Here is a 24,871-nt window from a genome sequence, read left to right as displayed (position 1 = left end):
GGTGACCACCCGTTCCGAAGGCCCCGTGCCTCTTGCGGCGCCGGAACTCCTGGATCGACTGCGCCGCCACTACATTGACCCGGCGAGGCGGCTGCCCGGCGGCGTATTCGTCTCAGAAGTCGGCCTCAACGGCGGGTATGGCGCCGGGAGCCGGTGTGACGCCATCTACGTCGGGTTCACCAGCGCCAGCGGCCGCCACCTGATCGGCCATGAGGTCAAGGTGTCCCGGTCGGACTGGCTCGCCGAGATCAGCAGTCGCAAGACTGGCAAGGCCGACGCCTGGGCGGACCAATGCCACCAATTCTGGCTGGTCGTCCCCAACCCTGCCATCGTGCGCGACGGGGAACTGCCGCCCGGGTGGGGCCTCATGTCGCCGGGCCGATCGACCAGCCGCATGACCATTCACCACGCTGCGGCCGCAAAGAAGGATCACGCGCCTTCCTGGGATGTCGTGCGGTCGGTGTTCTCGCGGTACGACACTCTGCGCGCTGAGGAACTGGAGGCCGGCTATGAGGCCGGGCTGGTGAAGGCGCGGCTGAAGGCGAACGAGGAGGCGGACAAGACCGTCGCATACCGGATAGCGCAGCTGCCCGATGTCACTGAGCTCCAGGAGCACATCGAGGCGATCGAACATGCGTTGGGCGCACGCATCGACTGGACCTCGGAGAACAAACCGCCACGCGAAGGAACCGTCGGCCTTGCAGCGTTGCGTGAGATCGCCGCTCTCGTACGCGCCCAGGGCGATCTGCACCGCATAGCTCAGCGGATCACCCTCGGCTACGCCAACCCCGTCTCGGCGGCGGAGAAAGCGATCAGCGATCTGAAAGCAGCGCTCGACGGCATTGCCGCGGCCCCTGGCACCGGCCTGTCCCCGGCGCAGGAGCCGGCGCCACTCGGTGCGCTTCGTGCCTCGTAGCACGGGTGGTGGTGGTCCGCCAGCGCCGAACACACGACCGACACGTGAACGGAGACAAGATGTCCACAACCGACGCCCTTGAAGACGCCCGCCGCGATCTTCAGACAGCGCGTGACTGTGTCGCCGACCCGCACCGCCGCCGCCAATACTCCCTCGCCGCGATGGATCTCGCTGCCACGGTGCTGCTTTCACACGACGTAACACCTGAGCAACGGCGCGTTGCCGGCGAGTACCTGGCCGATGCCTCAGCAATGTCGGGCCGCTCGTCCCCGGCCAGCGGCGGGTTCCCAGCGACGCAGCGATCACCTCACCACCATGAACCCGCGCCCGGCAAGGCCAACCCTGTCGCTGCCGAAACTGGACTACAACGATGACCTCCGCAAGAGATCGAAACCCAGCCCAACACCAGCACCGCTTCGACAATGCGACGGGCAACGGATCCCTGGTCGATCCGGCAGTGAGACCACACGCTCATCTCGCCTTAGATCAGCCATTCAACGCATTGGACTCGCTGGCCGTAGCAGTCGGTGTCCACCTAGATCACCTCGGCGTGCAGAGATCTGACTGGCAGCGCGTAGCCAAGGTGGGCGAAGAGGGCGGCGAAGTGGTTGGCGCTCTTCTCAAACGCGCCGAAGGCCGAGCAGACACCGCGCACCTCCTGGCCGAACTCGGTGACGTATTCCTGGCTGCACTCGCCGCCGCCGACCAACTGGGCGTCACACCGTCGACGATCATCGCCGCGCGGTGGGCCGACGTATCACAACGAACACGAGACGAGATCGGAATTCACTGACATGACCACCGACACCGCACCCGTACCCCTCCCCGCCGGCGAGCTGCTGTTCGGTATCAGCGACACCGACGGCCGCCACCACGTCGTGGCCCGGGACTCGGCAACTCACGCACTCGATCTCTCAGCAGATCCCCGGGTGGTACACGCAGTTGCGCTGTGCGAGAGAACCGTAGGTCTCACCCCTGTGTGGGGTCCATACGACCGCGAAGCGGCCGACCGCTACGGTCGCCCATGCCACGACTGCCTTTGGATCCTCGCGCTGCACCGTGGCACCGTCGCCGACGAGCTCGGCGCCGCTCGCCCCGATGACGTCGACGCCGCCGCCATCGGGGCGGCGGGAGTCGACCCACACCTCGGGCCGAACCTGCTGACCGCGATCGTCGGCGACCCAGCGCTGATGCGGTCCCAACACCCGCTCGCGCCGACACACCAGACGCAACTACTCGCCCTTGCAAGCCGCCACTTGCCGGCCGTCAGCGTCTGTGAGGAATGTCTGGACGTCGGGATCCACAACGCCCACGACGACACCACCACCTGTCCCGCCCAAAGCATCTTCTGCCCGGCCTGCACACCGGCTGCTGGACAGTGGGCTGGAGAGTGGGAAGGAACCCTGCTCTCCGAGTGCCTCGTCGAAGCGCCGTGCTCCGTGCTCACCACACTGGCAGCGCACTACAAACGGGACACCCATCTCGGGCATCACCGCAGCGGTGGCGTCGACGACCGGCAGAGCGACCAGTGACCGTCTACGTCGACGACGCGCGGATCCCCGCGCGCATCGGCCGCTACGACACCCGATGGTCGCACCTGTTCGCCGACACCCCAGGCGAACTCCATAGGTTCGCCGCCCGGCTGGGACTGCAACGGCGGTGGTTTCAAGACCCAACCAGAGCGGGCAAGCCCCTGGCGAAACCCGGAAGCCGGGCCGCCGAGAACTGGCACTACGACGTCACCGACGCCAAGCGCAAGCAAGCGATCGCGCTTGGTGCAGTTGAAGTGACGTGGCGAGAAGCGGCCGGGATCATTACCGCGCGTTACGAGCTGAGACGTCAGGAAACACTCGACATCTTGTACAGCACGCAAGACGGTGTCGGCCACTAACGGCCACTAACGGTGACCACCGGCAGGTGCAGTGGTCTGGAAGACCGTCCCGGTCGATGTCACGCTCGGACTATGCAGCAAGGGCCTGCCTCCAATCGACACACGGCGGAAGTCGGCGCCGACGAGATCGCCTTGGGTCTCAGGCGCGACGCTCGGCTGGCTAAGAGTTTCATCGCGCATCAGCGACGGCGGTCAATGCCGGGAGATCCCGCGATCGCCGCGGCCGAAGACTACCGGCGGTGGTGTGAAAGCTCGTGGGAGGCCTTCGTTTACCGCGAACCCGATGCAACGTTCGACCTAAGGGCTTTTGCACAGCAATGGCGCCTCATGGCCTACGCGTCTGATCTTCGTGACCCCGCACATCGGTTACGAAACCAAGAACGGCTCACGCTGGTGGTGATGGGTGTCGCGGCGGCCGCCATCCTCGTATCGCCGCTCGTCGGGGTCGCGGCAGGCTTAGCGTGTGCCGGAGCTGCTGCCTACTTAACGTGGCGTCGAAACCCCGACAGCGCAGAGGATCTCGTCGTCGGTCCAGACGCATCTCTGAAGGCGCAGATGCGCGCATCCTGGCATTGGAACTATTCCGAGTTCCGTTGAGCAGGCACAGCGACTACTGGGAGGTGCGATGGAGTTCGCCGAACTTGTCGATGCGCAACTGCGCGAGGCGCGGGCGCTGGTCGGCACTGGGAATCCCCCGCAACCGCCGGCTCCTGACCAGCCCTTGCCGCAACCCGATCCGCCAACAGGGTGGTCCGGGGTCGCACAACACCGCGCCGCCGAGCAATCGATCGATTTAGGTCGCACACGCAACGTGGTAGACGACGCAAAAGCCCAGGTACACAACGCCGTTGCGCGTGTCGAGTCCGTTGGGCCACGGGCACTGCAACAACTGAACTCCGTGGAGGCGGGCTGGGCGCAGGACCGCGCGGCCCTGGGCTCGCAGCGAGGTACACCGGAAGGGATGATCGGTCTGGCCCAGGCCGGGCAGCACCGTGTCGCGGAGTCGAGGCAGATTGTGTCGAACGCGGCGGCCGAGTATGCGCAATCCGCTGAGGCGGTGCGTGTGGCAAAGCGGCAGCTGCCGGGAGATGTTGCCGCACCGGTGGCGCATGTCGACCCCAAGCCTCCGCCGACACCGACGGACAGCGACAAGGGCGCCCCGGACCCCGACGATGTACGGCCGTACGCCTGCTACCTGGGGTCGAAGGATAATGACCCGGTGACGATCTGCGGCCCGACGCCGGCGCTGCACACCTGGTATGTCGAGAACGGACGGTTCGTACAGGTCGAGGGCGACAAAGTGACCCCGGATGCCAAAGTGGAAATCTCGGCGGGGCCGGGCGAAATCATGGAGACCAGCATCGACCCGGCGGGCAACGTCGGCGAGGTCAAAGTGTGGCTCTCAGGTCCACCGTCGCCGCAGGACTTCCAGAAGTGGAGCGAAGGCGGCCAGCGCGACGTCAACTTCTGGTGGCAAAACCCTGACGGATCGATCGGCGTCGATCGCAGATGGGGCAACGGCAACGTGATCTACCAGGGAAGTCTTCCGCCAGGACCAGACTGGGGCTACTGACACGCAGCAGCAGCAGAACGCTCGCGATCGTGGGGCTACCGCGCCGGGTGGGCCGCATCGGTTCGGCTGAACGGATGCAAGTAGGGCGGACGGATAGCACCAATGCCAACCTCGCCGGTAACCATGCCGGGTTTCAGACAGCGGAGCGGGACGGTCCTGCCCAAGACACCGGGCTCATGCTCGTGGCCGGCCGACCAGGCCGCGACGTCCGGAGCTTCGGTGACCGTCCATCGAGCCACCACACCTTCGCCGGTGCCGCGATGCTTCCCTATCGACGGCAATTCGGCGAGCAGTTCGCGGATACCGTCAGGATCGCCGACGGCACGCCACGTCAATGTGGCCACGGGATGGGCGATCACGGGAACGGTGCGCTGCAGATAGCGGCCCGATGTGTCCGACACGACGTTGCCGGTGACGGGTGCGAGCTGCTGAAGCCGCCGGCGGTCTGTGCGTGATGTGCGCCAACGAATATCAGGCTCGCCGCCACCCGGCCGCAGATCAGCGAACGTAGCCATCCAGTGCCAGGCGTCGTGGTCGGGGTCGTAGCATCGGGCGAGGGGAAGCTCGATCGCGTCAGGCTCAAGATCCGGGTGATAGGCCAGATGATGACCGGCGGCGCGAGCCTCCCACTTGCGCCGATGCCACAGCACCGACGACAGCAACGCGTCCAGCGGTACACCCCACGGCCGCGACGTAGCCACCCCGTGCGGCGTCGCGGCAGTCACCAGAAGCGGGAGCATCAGTTGACGTCCTCCCCGCAGTACGGGGATTCCTCGTGCCGGCCGGCTGTCTCGATAGACGCGTTCATGCGGCTATCGCCGTGGGCTGGTCGGTAGCGGAGGTTCGCGCCGAGCGGCTCTGTCGCATCACGGTTTTGGCTTTCCGCCGGGCTTTGATGCGCGCCACCGACCTCCGCGAGGGCGGATGTCTGCGGCCTCGCCGCTTACGTGCTGATGCACTACGGCTGGACTTCGGCGACTCGTCGACGTCGTGACGATGCCCCCACACCTTGCGGGCCGAGGGCAAGTCCAGCCGATCGACCCCATCGACCCCGGTTCGGACGTGCAGTCCCAGGTAGGCCGAAAACAGGTCGCGGTCTTCTCGAATGCCGCACCCGCAGCGGTGAACCCGTTGCGAGAGCGCCTTTTTCTCACGGTTCCCGCACAGACAGGTTTGCGACAAGGCGGTTGTTCGTGGGTTGTACTCGTAAAGTGGTGGTCCGCCGGCGCTTTCAGCCTTGCGGCCCATCATCTCCACCAGCAACCCTGGTGCCCGGTCGCGCACACTGCGCGGGAAGTTCTTCTGCCACGACACATAATCCAATCGCTCACACGCGATCTCGGTGCCGTGGCCCAGCAGCCGGTTACCCAGCGCACCATGCAACGTCTTTCGATGCTCGGCCAACCGTCGATGCAACTCCGCCACCCGGATCATGGTTCGCTGCGCGGCGGCCGAACGCCGCCACCTGCAGCGGCCCGTCGTGTGGCTGCCGTCGACTTTGAAGCAGGCCGGTGATCCGGCGCGGTGCTGGCGATCCAGATGCCGCTGCGCACGGCGCAACCTCTTGGTGTCCAACCGGAGGGCATCGGCCAGTGGCTCCACCCATCCCGACCAGGCCCCATCACTGTTCCGCACGGCCACCGCGATTTGGGATGGTCCCAGGTCGAACGACACCTGCCCGTCGCCGACCGGGTGCCGCCGAGTCGGACGCCCATCACAGACCAGTTGCATCCGATAGGTATCGCGGCCGTTGATCACGGTGCGGACAATCCGCGTCGACAACACCTTCCCCGCGGCGATCAGCGCCTCAGTCTCGGCGAGCTCGGCCTGCTGCTCCTTGCCGCGGCGACCGGACTCGCTGGGTGCGGCAATCCGAATCACGAACCCCGCGCCCCACTGCAACCCAACCAGCGCGCCGGCTCCATCGGTCTTGGGTCGCAGCGCACCCTGACCGTCCTTGGCAGCCAACGAATGCAGCCCGCGTTTGGTTGATTTGAACCGCGGCTTACCCCTCTTACCGAGATGCCACTGGCGCACCGCATCAAACGCCCGTGCCCCCAGATTCTGGGTCTCCTGGGCCGGCAGATGTTCGCGCACCCACGACTTGCGTAGCGACGACGCAAACGACTGCGCGGCATCGAGCGTGAACCCATGCGCGACCTCGGCAGTGCGGAACGCAGCCGAACGCACGGAACGCTCCCTGCTGGTGCGGTGCGGCAACTCGCGGGCGGCCCGCCACGCCGGATCGGACTTCACCGCTCGGCTACGGCCGATGAACTCGCCCAACACCGCGTTGTACACCCGCACCCCAGTGAAGAACCGGGTACCGATCTCACAGACCTGCGCACCCGTCGGGCGCAGCGGCCAGGACCGCACATGCGTGGGCGCGTCCTTCGCGCGCTTGCGCGTACGCGGCTTAGGCACCGGCACTGCGGCCGGTGCCGGCGCCATGGGATAGGACTCGCCCATAGCACAACCGTAGAGGTGACCACTGACAAACAGGCCATATCGCCGCAACCGGCACAGCGTGTCCTCGCTGCACCTCGTCTTCGTCACCAAAAGGAGGCGTAACACCTGTTCACCGACACCATGCTCACCTTCACCGAGCACACCAAGCGCGGCGTCTGCGTCGACCTGGACTACGCCTCACCTCACATGCCGCACTGCCTACGCGGTGCGGCGCGAATTCGCCTGGCGTGTGTGCGTGCCCGCATGCGTGGCCGGCGGCGCACGAGATGAGCTCACCCCGCCATAAGTGGTGAGGCTTGCGCCCAAGAAATTTGGTCAAGTCAGGTCAGTAAGGGCTTGGATGGCGGCCCGGCGCTTCCTGCGCAACTGGGCGGCCCAGTCGAGGTCCGGGTTTGGCAGTTCGCCCCGAAGTGCCGTGGCATGAACAGTCGCGCTGATGGCGCCGTGGCCGGCGGCGGAGCGACCGCCCAGGTGACCGCGCTCGGCGAAGGCGGCCAGCACGCTGTTGAAGAACGCGAGCTGATAGTCAGTGGCGTGCGAGATCTGCACCCACGACTGCATCCGCGTGCCGGCCGATAGGGCCTCGAACCCGAAGATGCCCAGCGGACTATCTTCCTTGGCCTCGGTGTTCATCACCGGTGGCTCACTGGTGCTGGGCCGGTGATCGGCCAGGTGGGTGTAGGACTCGGCGGTCATGCCACGAATGGCCGAGGGAAGCGGCCCGCTCGGTGGTCGCGGCAAGATGTGTGCGAGCTCGGCGACCTCAGGCAGCACTTTGCTCACGGTCAGCAGACCCGACATGACCCTGCCCGAGGCGTCTCCACCAAAGATCGCAATCTGCGGAATCAACGCCTTCAGTGTGCGTTCCCGGTCATCGGTCATCGGTTTGTCGGTCTTTCCGAGCCGACCACCGTTGGTCAAGAGATGAGCTGCAGGGATCGGCAGAGACTGTTCGTATCTGAGTACATCGGCGGTGAGACCCTCACCGATCCGGCGCAGTACGCCGCGGAAACTGTTGCCCGACACCACCGGTACCCGAATCATGTCACCGTCGGGTGTGATGATTTTTTCGCGACGAAACACGCTCACCGTGTCGGCCCGGCCAGAGGAGCGGCCCTGTCCGTGCACGATCGACGATTTGGCGACGATGTCGATGTCGAAACGGACGGTTGACAGCTTGACGCCTCCCCGTAGTGGAGCTGCGGGGATTCCTCGTGCCTGGCCGGCTGTCTCGATAGGCGCGTTCATGCGGCTATCGCCGTGGGCTGGTCGGTAGTGGAGGTTTGCGCCGAGCGGCTCTGTCGCATCACAGTTTTGGCTTTACGCCTGGCTTTGATGCGCGCCACTGACCTCCGCGAAGGCGGATGCCTGCGGCCTCGCCGCTTGCGTGCTGATGCACTACGACTGGACTTCGGCGACTCGTCGACGTCGTGACGACGCCCCCAGCCCTCGCGAGCTGACGGCAAGTCCAGCCGATCGACCCCATCGGCCTGGGCGCGGACGTGCAGTCCCAAGTAGGCCGAAAACAGGTCGCGATCTTCGGTGACACCGCACGCGCAGCGATGGGTCCGTTGCGAGAGCGGCTTCTTCTTTTTCGTCCCGCACAGACATGTTTGCGACAGGGCAGTGGTGTGTGGGTTGTACTCGTAGAGTGGCCGGCCGCCGGCGCTTTCAGCCTTGCGACGCACCATCTCCACGAGCAACCCGGGTGCCCGGTCGCGCACACTGCGCGGAAAGTTCTTCTGCCACGACACGTAATCCAAATGTTCGCAGGCGATCTGGGTGCCGTGGCCTAGCAGACGGTTGGTCAGTGCCCCGTGCAACGTGGCGCGGTGGGCGGCCAGGCGGCGATGCAACTCGCCCACCCGGGTTGCGGTCTGCTGCGCGGCGTGCGAACGCTGCCACCCGCACCCCACCCACGTGTGGGTGCCATCGGGTGTGAAGCAGGCCGGTGGCCCGGCGCGGTGTTGTCGATCGAGATGACGCTGCTCGCGGCGCAGCCTCGTGGTGTCTAACCGGATCGCATCAGCCAACGGCTCAACCCAGCCCGACCAGGAGCCATCACTGTGTTGCACGGCGACCGCGATTTGGCTCGGGCCGAGATCGAACGACACTAGACCGTCGCCGACCCTATGCCGGCGGGTCGGGCGCCCATCGCACACCAGCTGCATGCGATAGGTATCGCGCCCGTTGATCACCGTGCGCACGATCCGCGTCGAGCGCACCTTGCTCGCCGCGATCAGCGCCTCGATCTCGCCGAGCTCGGCCCGCTGCTCACGACTACGCCGACCCGATGCCGCCGGCGGCGCGATCGGGATCACGAACCCCGCGCCCCACTGCAACCCAACCAGCGCGCCCGCCTCATCGATGTTCGGCCGCAACGCACCGTGACCGTCCTTGGCAGCCAACGAATGCAGTCCCCGCCTGCTGGACTTGAACCGCGGCTTGCCCTTCGTGCCGACGTGCCACTGGCGTACAGCATCAAACGCCCGCGCCCCCAGGTTCTGGGTCTCCTGCGCCGGCAAATGTTCACGCACCCACGATTTCCGCAGCGACGACGCAAACGACTGCGCAGCATCGAGCGTGAAACCATGGGCCTGCTCGACGGCGCGGAAGGCTGCCCGGCGCGTCTGACGCTCTGCTGGGCTGCGGTGCGGCAACTCCCGCGCCTCGTGCCAGGCTGGATCGGCCTTCACCGCGCGGCTACGGTCGATGAACTCACCCAGCACCGCGTTATACACCCGCACCCCGGTGAAAAACCGGATCCCGATCTCACGGCCCTGGCTGGCATCCGGGCGCAGCGGCCACGACCGCACGTGCGTGGAGGCGTCCTTGGCGCGTTTGCGCGTACGCGGCTTGCGCACCGGCGCTGCGGTCGGTGTCGGTGCTATGCGGGACGTCTTAGCCGTAGCCACGGCACAACGGTAGAGGTGACCACTGACACCACGACCTACCGCCGCAACCGGCACAGCGTGTCGCCGCTGCACGCCCACCTCGTCTTCGTAACCAAAAATACTGGGGAGGCCTGCGCCCAAGAGCCCGGTCATTCAGCGCTCCGCCTCGACGAGCTTTTCCGCTGCTCGGAGACCGCCTCAGCGATGATCTGCACTCGTAGCAACAGAGAGTGAAGTCGATCGTGGAATGCCGTGATGACTTGAAGGGAGGGTTGGCGCAGCAATACGGCCAACTCGATACGGCGCTCCTGGTTGCGCGGCGGGTCCGCTTCGAGCTCATGAGCGGCAGCAGACCACCAGTCGTCGAGAGTGTTGCTCTGGTAGGCGGCACGCAATACCCGGGAGGGAAGTATGTCGGTCCAGTATGTCGCGCGGTGGTTGGCCACCCAACTCTTGTCCCAGTTGATGGCGTAGTGCAAATGCAGCAGCAACCGCTCAGCGAGGTCGTCGGCGTCGTCGAGCGTGCCGAGCTCGGGGACTGCCGCCTGCCATATGCGTGAGGGGCAGGTCGTCGGGCAGCAGCATGATCGCAACTGTAACGGGCGATCATCGGTGTGACGTGCACGTATCGACGTAGCGGTTTAAGCGATGGAGCCGAGAAGCTGGAGCTAGAGCCGGCGTCGCACCGGTTCGGGTTTGTCTCCCGGCGGGTCGGTGATCTCGCGTGCGGCCGCCCACACCATCGGGGTGGACCGCCACGAGGCGAACTGTTCCCAAGCGTTGATGATCCGGGGCCAGTGCTCCGGAGGTTGCCCGGTGATGAGTTTGGCCGGCGGCGCATCGCGGGATAGCTGCGGCCATGTCGCGCCGACGGCGCCGCGCAGCCACACGAGGTCCGCAAGCCTCGCGGCGTCAGTGGACTCCCAACGCAGCACAAGCTTGTCGATCGCCAAATGTCCCCACTGGGCGGTCGGCAACAGGTAGCGACGTTTCAGCAGTGCGCGTACCGGCAGGACTGCGGCGCAGGTGGTGGCGAGCGGCCCCGCGGTGAGCACCCCCACGAGTCCGCGTCCATCGGCATACTCGGTCACGGTGTCGCGGGTGATGAGCATGGGAACCTGGGCGGTCGGCCGCCGGTCATAGGCCCATGCGCAGGGCACGCACAATCTGCGCCACCCGTATGGCCAGTCCTCGAAGCCGGTGAACTTGTCGCTGAGGATCCGGGAGACCGTCACTGTCGGGCCCTCGGTGCCGCAGCGGGCGCAGCGGCCGGGCACGGGCGGGGGCGCGTCGACGGAGGGTTTGCCCGCGACGATCCACGCGGCAGCGGCAGGATCGGTATACATACTGACCGCCCAACGCTATCCCCGGTATGGCTTACGCTCAGGGTACGAAACAACCGCAGGGGTTGGGAGAGGGTGTCCCAGGGTGGCCTCGGAGCGGCCAGCAGTGGCCGTCTTCGGGGCCACCTCCTGTTTAACGTCGCCCGGATCTTCTCTAGCCTGAGCTTATGCCCCGTATTACGCCTGGTCACGGCGCGCCTTCCCATGGTGCAGCCACGGGCGGAACCGGGAGAATGTGCCGCAGATGATCTGCCTAGGTGGAGCTGGTGGGCGCGAAAACCAATAGACCCAATCGCGAACGGGCACTCGTCGTCGATCCCGAAGCCGGCACGATCGGCGAACGCGATGTGAAGGTCGCCCGCGAGATCGCCGCCGAGGTAATGGGAGAGCGGGACTTCCAACGATTGAGCAACCGCATCACCGACGAGATCCGGGACACCGACACCTCAGCGACCCGGGCCGCGCGGGATCGTTACCGCTCGACGCCGCGTGATGTCAGCGCCGTTGAGTCGCCGCGACTGCGCGGTGAGCTGCCCCCGCCCGGCGACTTCCGCACCGCACTGAGTGGTCGTCAACGCAAACTTCGGTCCGCTGTCAAGAACAAGGTCATGGCGTCTGCACCCGCATCACAGCACCGGGCTATGCGAGCGATGATCGCCGACGAGAACCCCGAGGAGTGGCGGCGGATCAACCGCGCCCTGCACAACAGCGCCGGCGACGTGCAGCAGCTCGCCGACGTCGATCGGGCCACGGTGCAGCGCCTCGATCGCGCCATCCAGTCCTATGAGCGGCTCAACGACCGGACTCACCGCGTGTATGTCTCGGTGCGTCTGCCAGACACGCACCGTGACGTGACCAAGCTGGAGGATCTGCCGGCTAACCTGCGGCCAGGTTCCCTCGTGGCCTTCGACCAGTTCACGCTGAGCCGGCACAACCTGCACGAGATGTCGGGCCACGACAGTTCGCGACACGTGGTTTTTGAGATCGTCACGAGCCGCGGTATGTACCTCGGTCGTTCCGACAGCGTCGAGGACACAACACATCTGTTGCCGCGTGGAATGCAGTTCGCGGTGACCTCCGCGGATTACGCCGTCTACGACACCGGCGACGGCGGGTTCGGCGACCGTATCGTCGTGCAGTTGAAGGAGTGGTAACCGTGGCGGACACATGGATCGTCCATCCCAGCAGGCTGGAGCCCAGCGACGATCAACCCGGGCGCAACGGCCACTACAGGTCGGTTAAACGCGCACCGATAACCGTCTCGACCTGTCTTGCCCGAGTAACGTTGCCGCAGCGCCTATCTCGACTCGCAGACAACGGCACGCGCACGATCACCTTCGGGGGCCTGGACTGGTACTTTGTGGTCGGGGCCGCTCGCATCTTCGCCCGCGAAAACCTCGGCGGCCAGGTGCCGCCACCCTTCGGATTCCGGCGTCAAGGAGTGTGGTGGTGGTGGGATAACACCACCACCACAGAGTCGATCCTGGAAACGCCCGAGGCCCTGGACTACGTCCGCGAGTACCTCGAAAAGGTATTCCCGCGCATGCGCATCGAACTTGTCGACCGACGATGAACACGCCTCCCGGACTTGATATTCAGGTTCTGCGTCGGATCGCTGTCCGACGGCGAGGGCCGAATGCCTATGACCATCTACTGCATCGGATCGCCGGGCACTTGGACTCCCATGACGGTTTCGTCTCGTGGTCAGGCGGCAAGGACAGCACTGTCGTCGTCGATCTGGCCCGGCAAGTCGACCCGAACATTCCCGTCGTGCATTTCGACAGCGGCCTGCAATTCCCGGAGACTGTCCGGTACATCGAAGAGCTGGCCCAGCAGTGGCGACTCAACCTGACCGTGATCGCAGCCGAACCAGATCTGCTGACCTTGCTCATCGCCGGCGGTGGATTCAACCACAACGCGCCAGACCGGGTACTGCGCGGCAGCCTTGCCGACATCATGATCACTACACCCGCCAAGGCTGCCCACTCGCGCTTCGGCCGCGGCTCGATGTGGGGTGTTCGCTCCTCGGAATCTCCCGGCCGGCGCATGCTGTACCGAAGCAGACTGGCGAGGGAAACAACGGCGCACCAGGACTACTCACGCGAAAAGGTCCGCGCGCAGTTCGGGGGCGTGGTGCGCCGCAACGACGGCACAGTCACATTCGGACCAATCTGGGATTGGCAACGCGGACACGTCTTCGCATACCTCGCCGGCCGCGACATCCCAGCGAACCCGATATACGCCAAACTCGCCGAGCTCGGCATGCCCGCCCACCAGATCCGCGTCGACTCAATCATCGACGCCGCGCTGCTTTCCAACGGGCACGTGTCCTGGCTGGCAAAAGGGTGGCCGACATTATTCGACCGTCTCGCCACCGCGCTTCCCCGACTCACTGAGTGGGTCTAAGAAGCTTGGGTGCTGTTGTTGCTCTTGGCCCGCGACGTTCACGCTGCGGGGCGTGGACGGTTCCGGGGTGGGCCGGGTGCCGCGTGTTCAGCAGAGGCCCACTGGGTGGTGGCCGCCGGTCCTTTATCGGGTGATGGTGGTGGCGGTGGGTGACTGAAGTGGTCAGTTGAGCCAGTAGCGGGGTAGAGCTTCAAATTCTGCGCAGAACGCGGGATCGTCGAGCAGTGCGAGAGTTCGTGTGGCCAGCTCCCGGTTCTCCCATTGCGCGATGCGGTCCTGATACCACGTGCGCCAGTCGACTGGGTCGCCGCCTGCAGCGAGTCCAGCGCGGTACCACGCGTGAAGGTGATCGGTGTCGCGAATCTCGGTTGCGAGGTTGAGCGCGAGCGCATGGTCGATCATGGCCTGCTGTGCATGATGTTGGTCGATGAGATTCTGCATGCGCGGCGGCGTGGTGTAGAGGTGAATGAGGAGGTTGAACCGGGTGCGTCGGCTGGACTGCCGGGTCTCTGACTCCAGATCAAGTCGATCGTTGAGATTGGCCAAGCTTGCCACGTACCAAGCTTCAAGCGATGTGCGCCAGTCGCTTTGTGCTGTAGGTTCCCATGCGGCACTGGCGGTTTCACGAACATCGTGGACAGCGAGGTCATCGGCATCCTTATACATTTCGTGAACCGTGTCCCCGTAGTGGGGGGCCTGGAGCTGGCTTCGCCAGTCCGGTGCGAGTTGGCCGGTCCTAGCCTTCCACAGGATCGCGCCGAGTTCTCTGATACGCGTGCTGCGGTACTGCGCTGATGACAGCCTCTGAGGCGTGTCCTCGCGGCCCCAGTCGTTACTGGAGGTGCTCACCGCAAGAAATCTACCAACCCCTGGAGGCCGCTGAAGTTGCTCGACCATCGCGGTTACCGCGGAGCGCCACGATTGCGACTCGACGATTCGACAATTCGGGCGTCCTGGTGCAGCGGAACGTGCAAGCAGGTGATCCCTGTAGCGGACCGTGGATCTGGACCGTACCCTGGCTGATGTATGGGCAGGCCACACGGGCAGGCGCCGAGGAGGAAAAGTGTGATGACGGACATGCCTGTCTTTAGTGGTGACGACGATGGGCGTGAGTACCTTTGGTCGGATCTGCTAGCTCGGCGACTCGCGCTTGGCCTGCAAACCGAAGAGTCCGCTCGTGCGATGAAGGTTTCCTACGAGGACTACGACGGGGTCGAAGAGGGTGAGAAGCCGCCCGAACCCCAGATGGTCGAGAGCATCACTGCGATGGAGCGATTCGTCGCGCAGGAGACAGATCTCGCCGTCGCCGCAGCCGAGGGAACAGGTGAGAAAGCCGTCCAGTTTATTGCCGTAGCCGACCAAGACACCTTCAACCAGATGTACCCACAGGCAAGGACTCCGTGGGGAACGCACTACCCGTTCACCTTGCAACATGTCGCGATCGGGCGCGCCGCTGGCGAGCTGAGCCGGCGGGGCATCGACATCGAAGTCTTCGGTGGCCAACAGAGCGATCGCCGGGTCGACCTGGCTGTGCGCCGGCAAGCCGTCGGCTTGCTCAAGACAATGGCCGGTGAACTACTCGGGATCCCGCAGAAGCGGTACTACAGGTGGGAGGCAGGCATCAAATGGGCACCCGGTCGCGCCGGTGACCCCGCAGGATCTTCGGTGCCAGCGGGCCTGATCGCCGAGATGCAGGCTCTCGACGACTTCATCGTCATCACCGCCGCAGAGCTGCCGGTCGAGAACATCGACGGTGTGAGCGTGGTCTACATGCTCGACGACCAATCTGACTTCGAGCAGGTCTACCCGGAGGCACGGACATTGCGGGATCGGATCCCGTACCCGATACGCATTCACCGAGTCGCTGCTGCGCGGCGTGCGAGCTCTCTGGCGTCCGCCGGCCATGACGTTCGCATCGCCGTCGAAGACTGACGACGAAGCGATTCTATTGGCCCAACCGCAGCTACACCGCCGCGTAGGAACCACTGGTGGCGACACCAGCCTGCGACCCGACCCCTGCGCCGGCATCCCCAAACCACAGCCCCTGGTGAAAGCCACGCCCGAAAAAAGAAAACCCGCCCCTTCCGGGGACGGGCGGTATATCTGGAGTATGCAACACCAATTGCGGCGACGCAATTCCCTTTCGTGTGAGTGGCTGATCAGGCAGCACCCACGTCGCCCGGTGTTCCTTTTCTGCTAATTCGGTGCGCGGCAAATGAGTTCGGCCATCTAGTCACCGTCAGGCTCAAGCGGTGGGCCCTGCCGTGGTGAACATGCCCCTCCGTTCGTGCCGACTTGAATGCTCAAGCGCTTCTTCAGTACGGACGATCCAGAGTTCCTCGCGAGTCACTCGTCGTCGGCCAGCCCGGAGATCGCCTCAATGAAATCGATGTCGTTGCTGTGCCGGTCGGCTTCGGCCAGTGCCAGTGCTTCCCGGTGTGCCTCTGCAGCGAAAGCCGCCGATCGGACGTCGGGCAGCCACACTTGTACAGGGCGATACCCACGCTCACGCATACGCCGCCGGTACTCGGCCGATGAAGCCATACCTCTAACTGTAGTGGTGCACCGCATCCGGCACACAAGCTACTGGTGAGAGTGCGTTCGCGGTCGCACAATCACACCCTCTTGCAAACACGTTTCGTGTCCGAGGACGATTAGCGTCATGGGGCAGGTATTCGACGGCGACCGGCTTGATCTGGGATTCACTGCCGGCTCACGGGATACATCTTTCGCGTACACCCGCTTTTGGGTGCTGAAGCGACTTCTGATGCGTGCCCGTGATGGTTCTCTGAATGTGGACTGGCGAGAGACTCTGCACGGCGAATGGTTCGCTGAACAGCCCGCGCGAGACCAGGCGCACTGGGATACGACGACCCTCGTGTTGCGGGAGATGATCGAACGCCCGCGGGCGGATTGGGAACCGCATATGGCTCGCGGTGACTGGGAACGCGCGCTCGATGCTTGGTATCGAGAGTCGCTCGCGTTGTGCGACTACTACGAGGTCTTAGAAGCATGGCGCCGTCACGTTGCCGTCGATGAGCAGCGACTCCGGATGCGTGCGCGGCTGGAGGATGTGCTGGCTCGCATGCTGGGCGATCAGCCCGTGAACTGGTATTACTATTCTGAGTTCGCGCGGCAAACGTTCGGTCGAACCGAGACATTTCTGCAAGGAATGCCCGATCCAACCCCTGGATCGCAGTACGGGGAACGGTTGATGCGTATCGCCATCGGCGCCTATTACCGGTCCGCGCTCGCAGCCGCCGGCCGACAAATCGACTGGAGAGCCTGGTACTGCGAGCAACTCGTGAAAGTCGACCCCGAAGCCACGCAGACTCTGCGGGCCAGCATCCAAAGGGAGCACTCCGCCGCATGGGTAACACGCTTGCCCGACTACTGGACGACACCCTCGTCTGTCACTTCTGGGGCAATACCACCAGGTTTGTCGTGAGGTTTGACCCGCAAACTGTTGGTGGCGGCCGGGACGATGCTGAGCAGCTCAGCAGCGACGCCCGACCGCATCTCAATGAGTACTTGCGGATGCTGGATGGACAGCTTCGAGGAGCCCGCACGGGCCGGCTATCGCCGACATGGCGACATGGTATGGCGAGCTTCGCCCGGTTTTTCCCACCTGGACTCGCTATAGACGATCCATTGAGGGCGGTGTGCCAGCCGACGCCGCCGCCCGCGATGGTCGTCGACGCAGTGTTGACTGGGTGCCTCATGAGGCTTCCCGCCGCAGAACGCCAAGAGCGCATAATCTCGGCGAAAGTGGCGGGCGTGGACCTGCTCGCGGCATGCGCATGGTTTGACGTCGCCGGACTGCCGGTCGCGGCGTGGGAACCGCATCAGGCGGCGGGAAACTGGCGCGCGGCGCTGGATGCCTGGTATCGCGACAAGCTGAGAGTCCACGACCTCGTCCAGCGGGCCCTGCGACATGACGCCGATGGCCTCACGTCGGACGCTGGTATGCAGCGTGACTTGATTGAAGCGTCGTACCTCGCAGGGCTCGCGTCAGGAACAGGAACAGATAACGGGTGGCAGGACTGGCTGACCGAGCGTACATACCAGTGGGTGGATGAAGGCCAGGCCGAGCGCTACCGGCTCGCGCTGCTCGACCCTGATCGCTGGGCGGTTATCGACCGAGATGACCAGTGTGCCGATCCTTATGGGATCGACACGCCGCTGCCGTCGCTGCCAGGACCGATACCGGAGTGCTGGACATCGGGAGATCGCCGGTAACCGCCGCAACTGCGTCAAGCACGTTGACAAAGGCCTCTAACCTGCGGGTTTCTTGTCTCTGTCGGAATCTGCACATAGCACATAGACTGAATACCCAGGACAAACACGGGGAGGACAGACATGGCGATCCGCGGCGACACGACAGCCGGTGCGCAGGCAGCGCACTCGGTCAGCATGCACCTGCCCACCGACACGCCAGAGGCCCCCACCGGCAGCGACACCAAGAGCGCCGCGATCGCCGCCGCGATCAAGGCGATGGGAGAGACGTGGAAGACCGAAGTGGGTACCTTCAACACCTCGGTTGACCAGCTCCGACAGGGAATCAAAGACGCAGCCGACCGAATCACCGCCGCGGACCAGCAAGGCGCCGCCACCGTCAATCAAAGCGGGGAGACACGATACGTATGACGACTTACGCGCCTCAGACAGCGCCGGGCCGCTGGATCAGCGCGGCCGAGCTCGCGCGCGAGTCGGGCCTCCGTGAAGACCTTGTGCAGCGGTTCATGCCGGCCGACACAACCGGCCCTGTCCCGATGTACAGCGCCGGCGCCGTTCCGCTCGCCAAGTACGTCAAGCGGCTCACCGACATGGGAACGCCCGCGTCGGCGATCGACGCTGCCGTCCGCGAGCTCCACAACAACACCGGCGCCATGGTGCAACTCGGCATCACCGAACCGGACGCCGCCAGCCGGCGCAGCCGGACACTCGTCATTGCCGGCGCCGCCGCCGCTGCCGCACTCGTCATCGGTGGAGTGATCGGAGGGCTCATCAACATCGGCAGCCGCGACGCCGCTCCGGCCGCCGCGCCCGTCACTGTCACCGCAGAAGCTCCATCCGCTGATGTTCGCGTGCCGACGTCGCCAGACCCCGTCTGCGCAGAGTGGTCGCCGATGAACGACTCATATCAGCAGAAGCGTCAGGCGTGGCTTAAGACCGACCCGAACATTGCGGCGGATCAATGGTCCCCAGAGCAGCGCTCCCTTACCACAGCGGTAATACCGATAATGAACGCTGAGGCCCAGGATCTGATCCGTTTGGCGGGCAAAGCGGCAGATCCAGTGCTGCAGTACAACCTGCAGATGGAGGCGCAGTATCAGAAGCTGTTCGCGTCGCGGCTTCCGAATTACACACCGGCCGACCAGCGACTGTGGCAGGCGGCGAACGACTTCAGTAACGCCGTCAATAGCTTGTGCTACGCGGTGGCGCCGCGGTAGACACTCGTGATTGAGAAGCCTGAGTCGCCGCATAATTTGGTCGGGGATCATTGGCCTGAGATCGATGAAATGGCGATTGCCGGGGTCGCTGCGAAACTCGCAAAATCGTCGGGATCCGCTGAAACTGTTCAGGAAAAGTCGCGAGACGACGCGGGCCGCATCAGCGGCATCCTGCCGGAAGGGTTCGACACGCAGATCGACGCGATCTTGGTGGTGGGCGGCATGGCCACCGACTTGTCGACATGGGCCGCGCAGGCAGCCGAACAGGCAGCTCTTGGCGCGGAATCAGTTGCTCTGTCCAAACTTTCGATTTACCTGACTACCGTGGTCGCGGAGGCACTCATCGCGGCCAAAGAGCTGGAGATCTGGTCCCTGGCGATCCAACCAGGGCTGTCCGACTACAAGGCCGCCAAGATCCAGCAACTTCAAGCCGAGATCAAGCAACTCATAGACGACGCCAAAAAGGCCAACAAGGAGCTCTACGACGGCATCTATACGCCTACAGCTCCGGCAGCACCTGGCCTACAACCACTCGTCAACAACGCCCCATTCGGCCAGAAATTCAGCTACGGCGGAATTGCGCCGGCGAGTTGGGGATCGAGGGACTCCGAAGGCTCTGGTAATCCGGGCGATTCCGGGGCGACCGAGCCGCTGACGAACCAATGGGGTGACCGGCGCGAGCCTGGCAGCACCGATGAGTCGTCGACGCCGCGCAGAGATGCGAATTCCAACGGAAGCGCTACGCAGGACAGCCGAGATGCATCAGGCACCAAGGACGCGGGCTCTACTCAGAGCCTGAGGGAAGCGTCTGGTGATCTTGGGAACCCATCGCCGGTCACAGGCGGTGGCACCGGTAGTGGGACACCTACAGCCTCGCCTGTGGGCTCGCCATCGACGGGTTCTCAGACGGCCGCCGCATCGTCCTCGATGTCGTCGGTGGGTAGTGCGATGCCGAAGATGCCGTCGGCGCCGAGCGCACCATCTGGGGGAGGCCTTGGTGGTGGTAGCGGCCTGTCCGGGCTCGGCTCTGGCGGCGGGGCCTCGGCGTCCCCTGCTTCACTCAATCCGACCCAGCAGTTCTTGAACGGTGCAGCGCAAGGCTTTTCACAGTCCCCGGTCGCAACGGGCGCTTCGGCGGCGACTGCTGCTGCACAGCCATTCAGACCACCGGCGGGCTCGACGATGCAGACGTCACCCGCGCCGCTGGCGCCGACAGCGCCGGCCGCGGCGACCCCTTCGGCGTCGGCTCCTCAGCAGGTGGTTGCCTCGCCGAGCGCGCCGGCGGCGGGTACGCCGCCGATCTCTGCGGGCGCGGGTGGTGTGCCGTTGGCGCCTCCGCCGGCAGCGGGCGTGCCTAACGCTGCGCCGCCTCCTTCACCGGCTGCTCCTCCGCCGGCGGCGGCACCGCCGCCAGGTGGCGGTGGTGGTGGGCCGGTGTCCGGTCCGCCGCCGGGGATCATGAATCTCGGTGGGAAGAACGCGGCACTCAAGGCTGTGCAAATGGGTGCGCATACTGTCGGCGAGGGGTTGCGTTCGACGCCGGAGTTCAGCACTGCGATGGCGTTGGTGGCTGCGCTGAATGCTCCGCGGCCCGTCGTAGTTCTGGGCGGCTGGGCGTGCGCGGTGTTCGGGGCTGGGGCGTCGACGCGGTTCGTCGTCGCCGAGCGGCACGGCCTGTCGTGGACCCCGGCGGGTGTTTTCCTGCCGGCGGGGGTGAAGGTCGCGCATTTGGATGAGCGGGTGCCTGCCGATGTGCGGTATAGCTGGCGGGGTCTGGATCCGTCGGCGCTCGTGCTGGCCGAGTATGCGAAAGCCATTGGGGAGCAACCCCGTATCGTGGTCGCCCGCGCTTACCATCCGGGGATGCCGGGCTGGTTCGGCCGCGGTGTGGTGTTGGCAGCCGATGAAAGCAGTCACGTGATCATCAACAATCCGCTGGACGAGATGGGTGGCCCGAACGGTTGTCGGCACCGCCTGGAGATAGCCGACCCGGAGAGCTGGAAATTTGTGAGGTCGACGCCTGATAAAGAAGTTGAAAAGGAGGTCCGCGAGGTCGCGAGGTGGCTGGTCGGCTGGCATAACCAGATGTTCGAGCAGTGGCCCGAGGCCGAGGCTGATGCGAAGCTGCGCGAGGCGGCGCTGGCGCAGATCGGCCGGGAGGACGGCGCCAAGGAGATCAAGGCGCTGCTGGCGGCGAAGATGACCGACTTGGCGACCCGGTTGATCGGCACACCGAACTACGGAACCCCGCAATGGAATATCCACACGGGTAAGGAAATGGCGCTGCGCGGCTGGGAAGCACTCCTCCTCGGCCTAGGAAAGCCCACCCATATGGTGTTGGCCGACATGCAGTACGCCGTGCTGATGGCCACGCAGCCGATTCTTCCGATGCCGGCCGAGGCCGCGGCCGCCGGGGCGTAGAGGACGACCTTGCGTTGCCCGGACAGATTTCCTGGTCGGGGCGCGTTATATGTGTTTCGCGAATCGTGTGTGCGCGGAAGCTGCTGTTACGCCGAGTGCCTGGCCGATGGCGGCCCAGGAGGCGCCGCGTTGCCGCGCGTCGGCTATCGCCGCGACTTGGTTGCTGGTTCCGTCGACCATGCGGAGTACCAGCAGTGACCAGCGAATTTCGAACGGAGACAGCCACTCCCAAGCGGGATTTGCGGTGTCGCGCGAAATGAGGAGTTGGTGGACCTCTTGTGCGGTGCCGAGCGTGGTAGCGGGGCCTTCCAGCAGCCGTTCTGTAGCCCTGAGCTGTGCGGCGTGGATCCCTGCCGCAACGACGATGGATCGGTCGTGGGCCAAGTCGTCGACGGTGAGGTCATCAAACACATTCAAACAGTAATGCCAGGATGGAAGCGGTTGCGAGAGGAGGCACAGAAAGAGGACACTGTCATAGCTAGACATATGCCGACGTTTGAAATAACCTAACGTCTGTGTCTGGTGACCTCAGATGTGTCACGGCGCTCGGGGCGGCCGTGGAACGGGCTCAGAGTGCTGTGAACAGTCTCGGAGAGCATCCCACCGAAGCTCAATTACGGCTGGCATCGGCCAATCTAGAGTTCGCCCTGGCCCTCGGCCTCGAACAAGTTGGTGTCCACCCGGCCGCTGTCCACGAACTTGCTCTCCAAGCTCAAGATCTGTGGGCAGCGTGGTGAACCGGTCAACGCGGCAGTCGCGGGCACAGCGACAGCGGACCGTGAACATGTCACACCCTGCCGCTACCGTCACCCCCATGACCGAAGTCGATCTTCGTGCGTACCGGTTCGCGCTCGACCTCACCCCGGCTCAGGAGGAGCTGTGCCGCAAGCATGCCGGGGCCGCTCGGTGGGCTTACAACCACGCCCTGGCGGCCAAGTTCGCGGCACTCGACGAACGCCGCGCCGTCATCGCTGACTTGGTCGCTGCCGGCATGGATCCGAAAACGGCTGCCGCGCAGGCACCGAGAGTGCCGGGCAAGCCAGCGATCCAGAAGGCCTTGAACACGACCAAGGGTGACGATCGTCGAGGCCTCGACGGCCTGTGCCCGTGGTGGCACGAACTATCCACCTACGCCTTCCAGTCTGCGTTCATCGACGCTGACAAGGCCTGGCAGAACTGGACGGCATCAATGACCGGCCAGCGCCGAGGCCGCCGTGTCGGCCGACCACGCTTCAAAAAGAAGGGACGCAGCCGCGACTCCTTCCGCATCCACCACGATGTCAAGAAACCGACAATCCGCCCTGACGGCTACCGCCGACTCCAAATCCCACGACTCGGGTCACTGCGCGTGCACCAGTCCGCCAAACCACTGTGCCGTGCGATCGACCGCGGCGCGGTCGTTCAATCCGTCACCATATCCCGCGGTGGACACCGCTGGTACGCTTCCGTTCTCGTTAAATCGACCGCAGTCGCGGTCGCACCGACGAAACGCCAGCAGGCCGCTGGGTCGGTCGGCGTCGACGTAGGCGTGCACCATCTGGCGGCCCTGTCCAACGGCGAGATCGTCGACAATCCCCGCCACCTCCGCGCAGCGCAGAAACGTCTCACGAAAGCCCAACGGGCCCTTGCCCGCACCGAGAAAGGGTCCAACCGCCGGCGCCGCGCCGCTTCCCGGCTGGCGCGCCGGCATCATGAGGTCGCCGAACGACGCGCCACCACCTTGCACACCCTGACCAAACATCTGGCGACTCGTTGGGCGCGGGTGGCTATCGAGGATCTCAACGTCTCCGGCATGACCGCCTCGGCTCGCGGCACCATCGACCAGCCGGGCCGCAACGTGCGCGCCAAATCAGGCCTGAATCGAGCTGTGCTTGATGTAAGCCCGGCAGAACTACGTCGCCAACTCGACTACAAGACTCGCTGGTATGGGTCCACCCTCGCGCTATGCGACCGGTGGTTTCCCTCCAGTCAAACATGCGCCGCTTGTGGAGTGAAAACCAAACTTCCACTCAGTCAGCGCGTGTTCAGTTGTGCCGCATGTGGCTTCGGACCGATCGATCGGGACATTCATGCGGCCATCAACATCGACGCCCATGCGGTGTCCGTCGCCTCCGACACGGGGGAGACGTCAAACGCCCGTCGAGACATCTCCGACGCCCCCACTTGTAGTGTGGGCCAGCGTCGAGGTGGCGTTGACGCGGGAAGACCACGCCGAGAAATCGGTGTGGCCGCCCCAGGCGAGCAATCGCCTGGTCACCCAAAACCAGCGGATCAGCGCACACTACCGCTGGTCAGCTAGTGTGCGCTCCACGTGGACACGGGTGGGTCGGGACGAATGTCTTACCAGGACACACGCCACGTGGACACGGGTGGGTCCCGCGCCAGGTCTGCGCCCGTGGGCAGTGGCCCGAGCGCTCCACGTGGACACGGGTGGGTCGGCGTTCACGCCGCCGGCCTGGCCTGCCTGCCTGGTGTCGATGCGGGCGTGCGCTCCACGTGGACACGGGTGGGTCGTACCGCGTTAAGCGGATCGTCGTCGGCGAGGACTGGTGCGCTCCATGTGGACACGGGTGGGGTCGGTCCGCGGTTCAACCCCCGTACCGCCGAAAAATATTGGGTGGGTCGAGATCCGACCAGAGGTTCATACCAACGGCGGAGGCGCCAACGGCACACCTCCCGCACCCAGCGCGCCGTGCAAGCTCCCTGGCGTCCGCCGGCCATGACGTTCGCACCGCAGTCGAAGACTGAAGAATGAAAGACGTCGTGGGCCCCGCTCCTCTGGAAGGGCACGGAAGGCTCTAATCGAACCCGCTCGCTCGACATTCGCAGACTTTAGAAGTAGTTTATAAGTATGGATGCGGTGATGTTCTCGGACTTGCAGTTGAAGGGCAAGGCCACGGTGGATCGTTGGTTGCGTCGCTCTACGGACCGGTTCTTGCTGGTGCGGCGGCGTGATGCCGAGGATTTGGTGTTGACGACTGTTTCTCGTGCTGAGCAGGCGCGTGAGGCGTCTTCGGTGACGTCGCGGATGTTTGTGGCGTTGATACAGCGCGATCCTCGGGTGCGTGAGTTGGTGAAAGAGGTCGTCTTGCCTGAGGTGTTTCCGTGGGTGGCGTTCCTGTCTCGTGATGAGGTGCAGGAGTTTGTTGTCGAGCTGGTGTCGACGATGCGGGCGGCTGACTCGATTGACAATCCGGCTCCGGTTATTCAGGTCATCGAGAGTTGGCGCCATACCGCTGAAGTGCTCGCGGATCCGGAACTGGCGGCTGTGTTGTTGAAGCCCAGTGAGGGGGATTACGGTCCTGTGTCGGCCCCAGGCCGGTGAGCCCGAAGCGGGGGGATCGGGTGGCGCCGCCGGCGGGGCAGGGGCAGTGGGAGCTGCGGTTTGCGACGAATGAGGCTGCTAAGGGGTGGGATTGGTTGTGTCAGCAGGCTGCGGCTAATACCGAGCTTGCGTGGCGTGAACTGAGGTCTCGGCCAGATCAGCCGGTCCAGAGCACGCGCC

The 24,871-nt window shown here is 64.9% G+C and carries 27 protein-coding genes; 17 read left to right on the top strand and 10 right to left on the bottom strand.

All coding sequences use genetic code 11. The annotated features are described in order from the left end of the window. The first annotated feature begins 1 nt into the window (after nt 1). The 6 genes from AB8998_RS29450 (at nt 2) to AB8998_RS29425 (ending at nt 4,380) form a co-directional block, all read left to right on the top strand. Entirely contained in the window at nt 2-916 is a 915-nt protein-coding gene (locus AB8998_RS29450; RefSeq protein ID WP_369741882.1) for a hypothetical protein, read from the top strand. Nucleotides 917-1,286: 370 nt separating this feature from the next. Then, nucleotides 1,287-1,709, top strand: coding sequence for a pyrophosphohydrolase domain-containing protein (locus tag AB8998_RS29445; RefSeq protein WP_369741881.1), 423 nt, complete (start codon nt 1,287-1,289; stop codon nt 1,707-1,709). Between the two features lies 1 nt (nt 1,710). After that, entirely contained in the window at nt 1,711-2,448 is a 738-nt protein-coding gene (locus tag AB8998_RS29440) for a hypothetical protein (protein ID WP_369741880.1), read from the top strand. Next, nucleotides 2,445-2,807, top strand: coding sequence for a DUF4031 domain-containing protein (locus tag AB8998_RS29435; RefSeq protein WP_369741879.1), 363 nt, complete (start codon nt 2,445-2,447; stop codon nt 2,805-2,807). Before AB8998_RS29440 ends, AB8998_RS29435 begins: the two co-directional genes overlap by 4 nt. 72 nt (nt 2,808-2,879) lie before the next feature. Further along, the gene (locus tag AB8998_RS29430; RefSeq protein ID WP_369741878.1) at nt 2,880-3,404 is read left to right on the top strand and encodes a hypothetical protein; all 525 of its coding nucleotides are present in this window, start codon (nt 2,880-2,882) and stop codon (nt 3,402-3,404) included. Nucleotides 3,405-3,432: 28 nt separating this feature from the next. Then, complete coding sequence (locus tag AB8998_RS29425) at nt 3,433-4,380, top strand: hypothetical protein (RefSeq protein ID WP_369741877.1); 948 nt, start codon at nt 3,433-3,435, stop codon at nt 4,378-4,380. Nucleotides 4,381-4,415: 35 nt separating this feature from the next. Here the strand turns inward: AB8998_RS29425 and AB8998_RS29420 are convergent, their stop codons facing one another. From AB8998_RS29420 to AB8998_RS29395, 6 genes are all read right to left on the bottom strand, one after another. Beyond that, the gene (locus AB8998_RS29420) at nt 4,416-5,120 is read right to left on the bottom strand and encodes a hypothetical protein (protein WP_369741876.1); all 705 of its coding nucleotides are present in this window, start codon (nt 5,118-5,120) and stop codon (nt 4,416-4,418) included. A gap of 64 nt (nt 5,121-5,184) precedes the next feature. Continuing rightward, nucleotides 5,185-6,849 (bottom strand): transposase, encoded by a 1,665-nt coding sequence (locus AB8998_RS29415; protein WP_369741875.1) that lies wholly within the window; start codon nt 6,847-6,849, stop codon nt 5,185-5,187. 315 nt (nt 6,850-7,164) lie between these two features. Then, nucleotides 7,165-8,097 carry an RAMP superfamily CRISPR-associated protein gene (locus AB8998_RS29410; protein ID WP_369741874.1) on the bottom strand — a complete coding sequence of 311 codons (933 nt, stop codon included), beginning with the start codon at nt 8,095-8,097 and terminating at the stop codon, nt 7,165-7,167. Next, a complete protein-coding gene (locus AB8998_RS29405; RefSeq protein ID WP_369741873.1) occupies nt 8,094-9,713 on the bottom strand; it encodes a zinc ribbon domain-containing protein in 1,620 nt (539 codons plus the stop codon). The genes AB8998_RS29410 and AB8998_RS29405 overlap by 4 nt, the downstream gene beginning before the upstream one ends. Before the next feature lie 179 nt (nt 9,714-9,892). Continuing rightward, entirely contained in the window at nt 9,893-10,234 is a 342-nt protein-coding gene (locus AB8998_RS29400) for a hypothetical protein (protein WP_369741872.1), read from the bottom strand. A 177-nt stretch (nt 10,235-10,411) separates the two neighbouring features. After that, nucleotides 10,412-11,089, bottom strand: a complete 678-nt coding sequence (locus AB8998_RS29395) for a hypothetical protein (protein WP_369741871.1) — start codon at nt 11,087-11,089, stop codon at nt 10,412-10,414. 263 nt (nt 11,090-11,352) lie between these two features. Between AB8998_RS29395 and AB8998_RS29390 the strand changes: the two genes are divergently transcribed. Genes AB8998_RS29390 through AB8998_RS29380 form a run of 3 tightly spaced genes read left to right on the top strand, consistent with a single transcriptional unit; the run spans nt 11,353 to nt 13,492 of the window. Beyond that, nucleotides 11,353-12,240, top strand: coding sequence for a beta/alpha barrel domain-containing protein (locus AB8998_RS29390; RefSeq protein ID WP_369742069.1), 888 nt, complete (start codon nt 11,353-11,355; stop codon nt 12,238-12,240). Nucleotides 12,241-12,242: 2 nt separating this feature from the next. Beyond that, the gene (locus AB8998_RS29385) at nt 12,243-12,659 is read left to right on the top strand and encodes a hypothetical protein (protein ID WP_369741870.1); all 417 of its coding nucleotides are present in this window, start codon (nt 12,243-12,245) and stop codon (nt 12,657-12,659) included. Next, nucleotides 12,656-13,492, top strand: a complete 837-nt coding sequence (locus tag AB8998_RS29380) for a phosphoadenosine phosphosulfate reductase domain-containing protein (protein WP_369741869.1) — start codon at nt 12,656-12,658, stop codon at nt 13,490-13,492. The genes AB8998_RS29385 and AB8998_RS29380 overlap by 4 nt, the downstream gene beginning before the upstream one ends. A gap of 162 nt (nt 13,493-13,654) precedes the next feature. Here AB8998_RS29380 and AB8998_RS29375 read toward each other — a convergent pair whose 3' ends face one another. Further along, entirely contained in the window at nt 13,655-14,341 is a 687-nt protein-coding gene (locus AB8998_RS29375) for a hypothetical protein (protein WP_369741868.1), read from the bottom strand. A 219-nt stretch (nt 14,342-14,560) separates the two neighbouring features. On the opposite strand from AB8998_RS29375, the gene AB8998_RS29370 reads away from it, so the two are divergent. Then, a complete protein-coding gene (locus AB8998_RS29370) occupies nt 14,561-15,424 on the top strand; it encodes a hypothetical protein (RefSeq protein ID WP_369741867.1) in 864 nt (287 codons plus the stop codon). 414 nt (nt 15,425-15,838) lie between these two features. Here the strand turns inward: AB8998_RS29370 and AB8998_RS29365 are convergent, their stop codons facing one another. After that, complete coding sequence (locus AB8998_RS29365; protein WP_369741866.1) at nt 15,839-16,036, bottom strand: antitoxin MazE-like protein; 198 nt, start codon at nt 16,034-16,036, stop codon at nt 15,839-15,841. Nucleotides 16,037-16,154: 118 nt separating this feature from the next. On the opposite strand from AB8998_RS29365, the gene AB8998_RS29360 reads away from it, so the two are divergent. From AB8998_RS29360 to AB8998_RS29340, 5 genes are all read left to right on the top strand, one after another. Beyond that, nucleotides 16,155-16,940 carry a hypothetical protein gene (locus AB8998_RS29360; RefSeq protein ID WP_369741865.1) on the top strand — a complete coding sequence of 262 codons (786 nt, stop codon included), beginning with the start codon at nt 16,155-16,157 and terminating at the stop codon, nt 16,938-16,940. A gap of 329 nt (nt 16,941-17,269) precedes the next feature. Further along, on the top strand, nt 17,270-17,731 hold the full coding sequence (locus AB8998_RS29355; protein ID WP_369741864.1) for a hypothetical protein: 462 nt from the start codon (nt 17,270-17,272) through the stop codon (nt 17,729-17,731). 120 nt (nt 17,732-17,851) lie between these two features. Then, the gene (locus AB8998_RS29350; protein ID WP_369741863.1) at nt 17,852-18,139 is read left to right on the top strand and encodes a hypothetical protein; all 288 of its coding nucleotides are present in this window, start codon (nt 17,852-17,854) and stop codon (nt 18,137-18,139) included. Beyond that, nucleotides 18,136-18,945 carry a hypothetical protein gene (locus AB8998_RS29345; RefSeq protein WP_369741862.1) on the top strand — a complete coding sequence of 270 codons (810 nt, stop codon included), beginning with the start codon at nt 18,136-18,138 and terminating at the stop codon, nt 18,943-18,945. Before AB8998_RS29350 ends, AB8998_RS29345 begins: the two co-directional genes overlap by 4 nt. 6 nt (nt 18,946-18,951) lie before the next feature. After that, nucleotides 18,952-21,366, top strand: coding sequence for a hypothetical protein (locus tag AB8998_RS29340; RefSeq protein ID WP_369741861.1), 2,415 nt, complete (start codon nt 18,952-18,954; stop codon nt 21,364-21,366). Nucleotides 21,367-21,411: 45 nt separating this feature from the next. On the opposite strand, the gene AB8998_RS29335 is transcribed toward AB8998_RS29340, so the two are convergent. Further along, entirely contained in the window at nt 21,412-21,777 is a 366-nt protein-coding gene (locus tag AB8998_RS29335) for a hypothetical protein (RefSeq protein ID WP_369741860.1), read from the bottom strand. A 224-nt stretch (nt 21,778-22,001) separates the two neighbouring features. Then, complete coding sequence (locus tag AB8998_RS29330; protein WP_369741859.1) at nt 22,002-22,130, bottom strand: hypothetical protein; 129 nt, start codon at nt 22,128-22,130, stop codon at nt 22,002-22,004. Nucleotides 22,131-22,180: 50 nt separating this feature from the next. Between AB8998_RS29330 and AB8998_RS29325 the strand changes: the two genes are divergently transcribed. Both AB8998_RS29325 and AB8998_RS29320 read left to right on the top strand, forming a co-directional pair. Beyond that, entirely contained in the window at nt 22,181-23,665 is a 1,485-nt protein-coding gene (locus AB8998_RS29325; protein WP_369741858.1) for an RNA-guided endonuclease InsQ/TnpB family protein, read from the top strand. A 552-nt stretch (nt 23,666-24,217) separates the two neighbouring features. Then, the gene (locus AB8998_RS29320; RefSeq protein ID WP_369741857.1) at nt 24,218-24,691 is read left to right on the top strand and encodes a hypothetical protein; all 474 of its coding nucleotides are present in this window, start codon (nt 24,218-24,220) and stop codon (nt 24,689-24,691) included. Nucleotides 24,692-24,871 lie beyond the last annotated feature (180 nt).

Source organism: Mycobacterium sp. HUMS_12744610, from assembly GCF_041206865.1.
In the GTDB taxonomy this organism is placed as follows: domain Bacteria; phylum Actinomycetota; class Actinomycetes; order Mycobacteriales; family Mycobacteriaceae; genus Mycobacterium; species Mycobacterium servetii.
The sequence above is the reverse complement of the archived record's forward strand: the minus strand, read 5'-3'. Positions and strand labels throughout refer to the sequence as shown.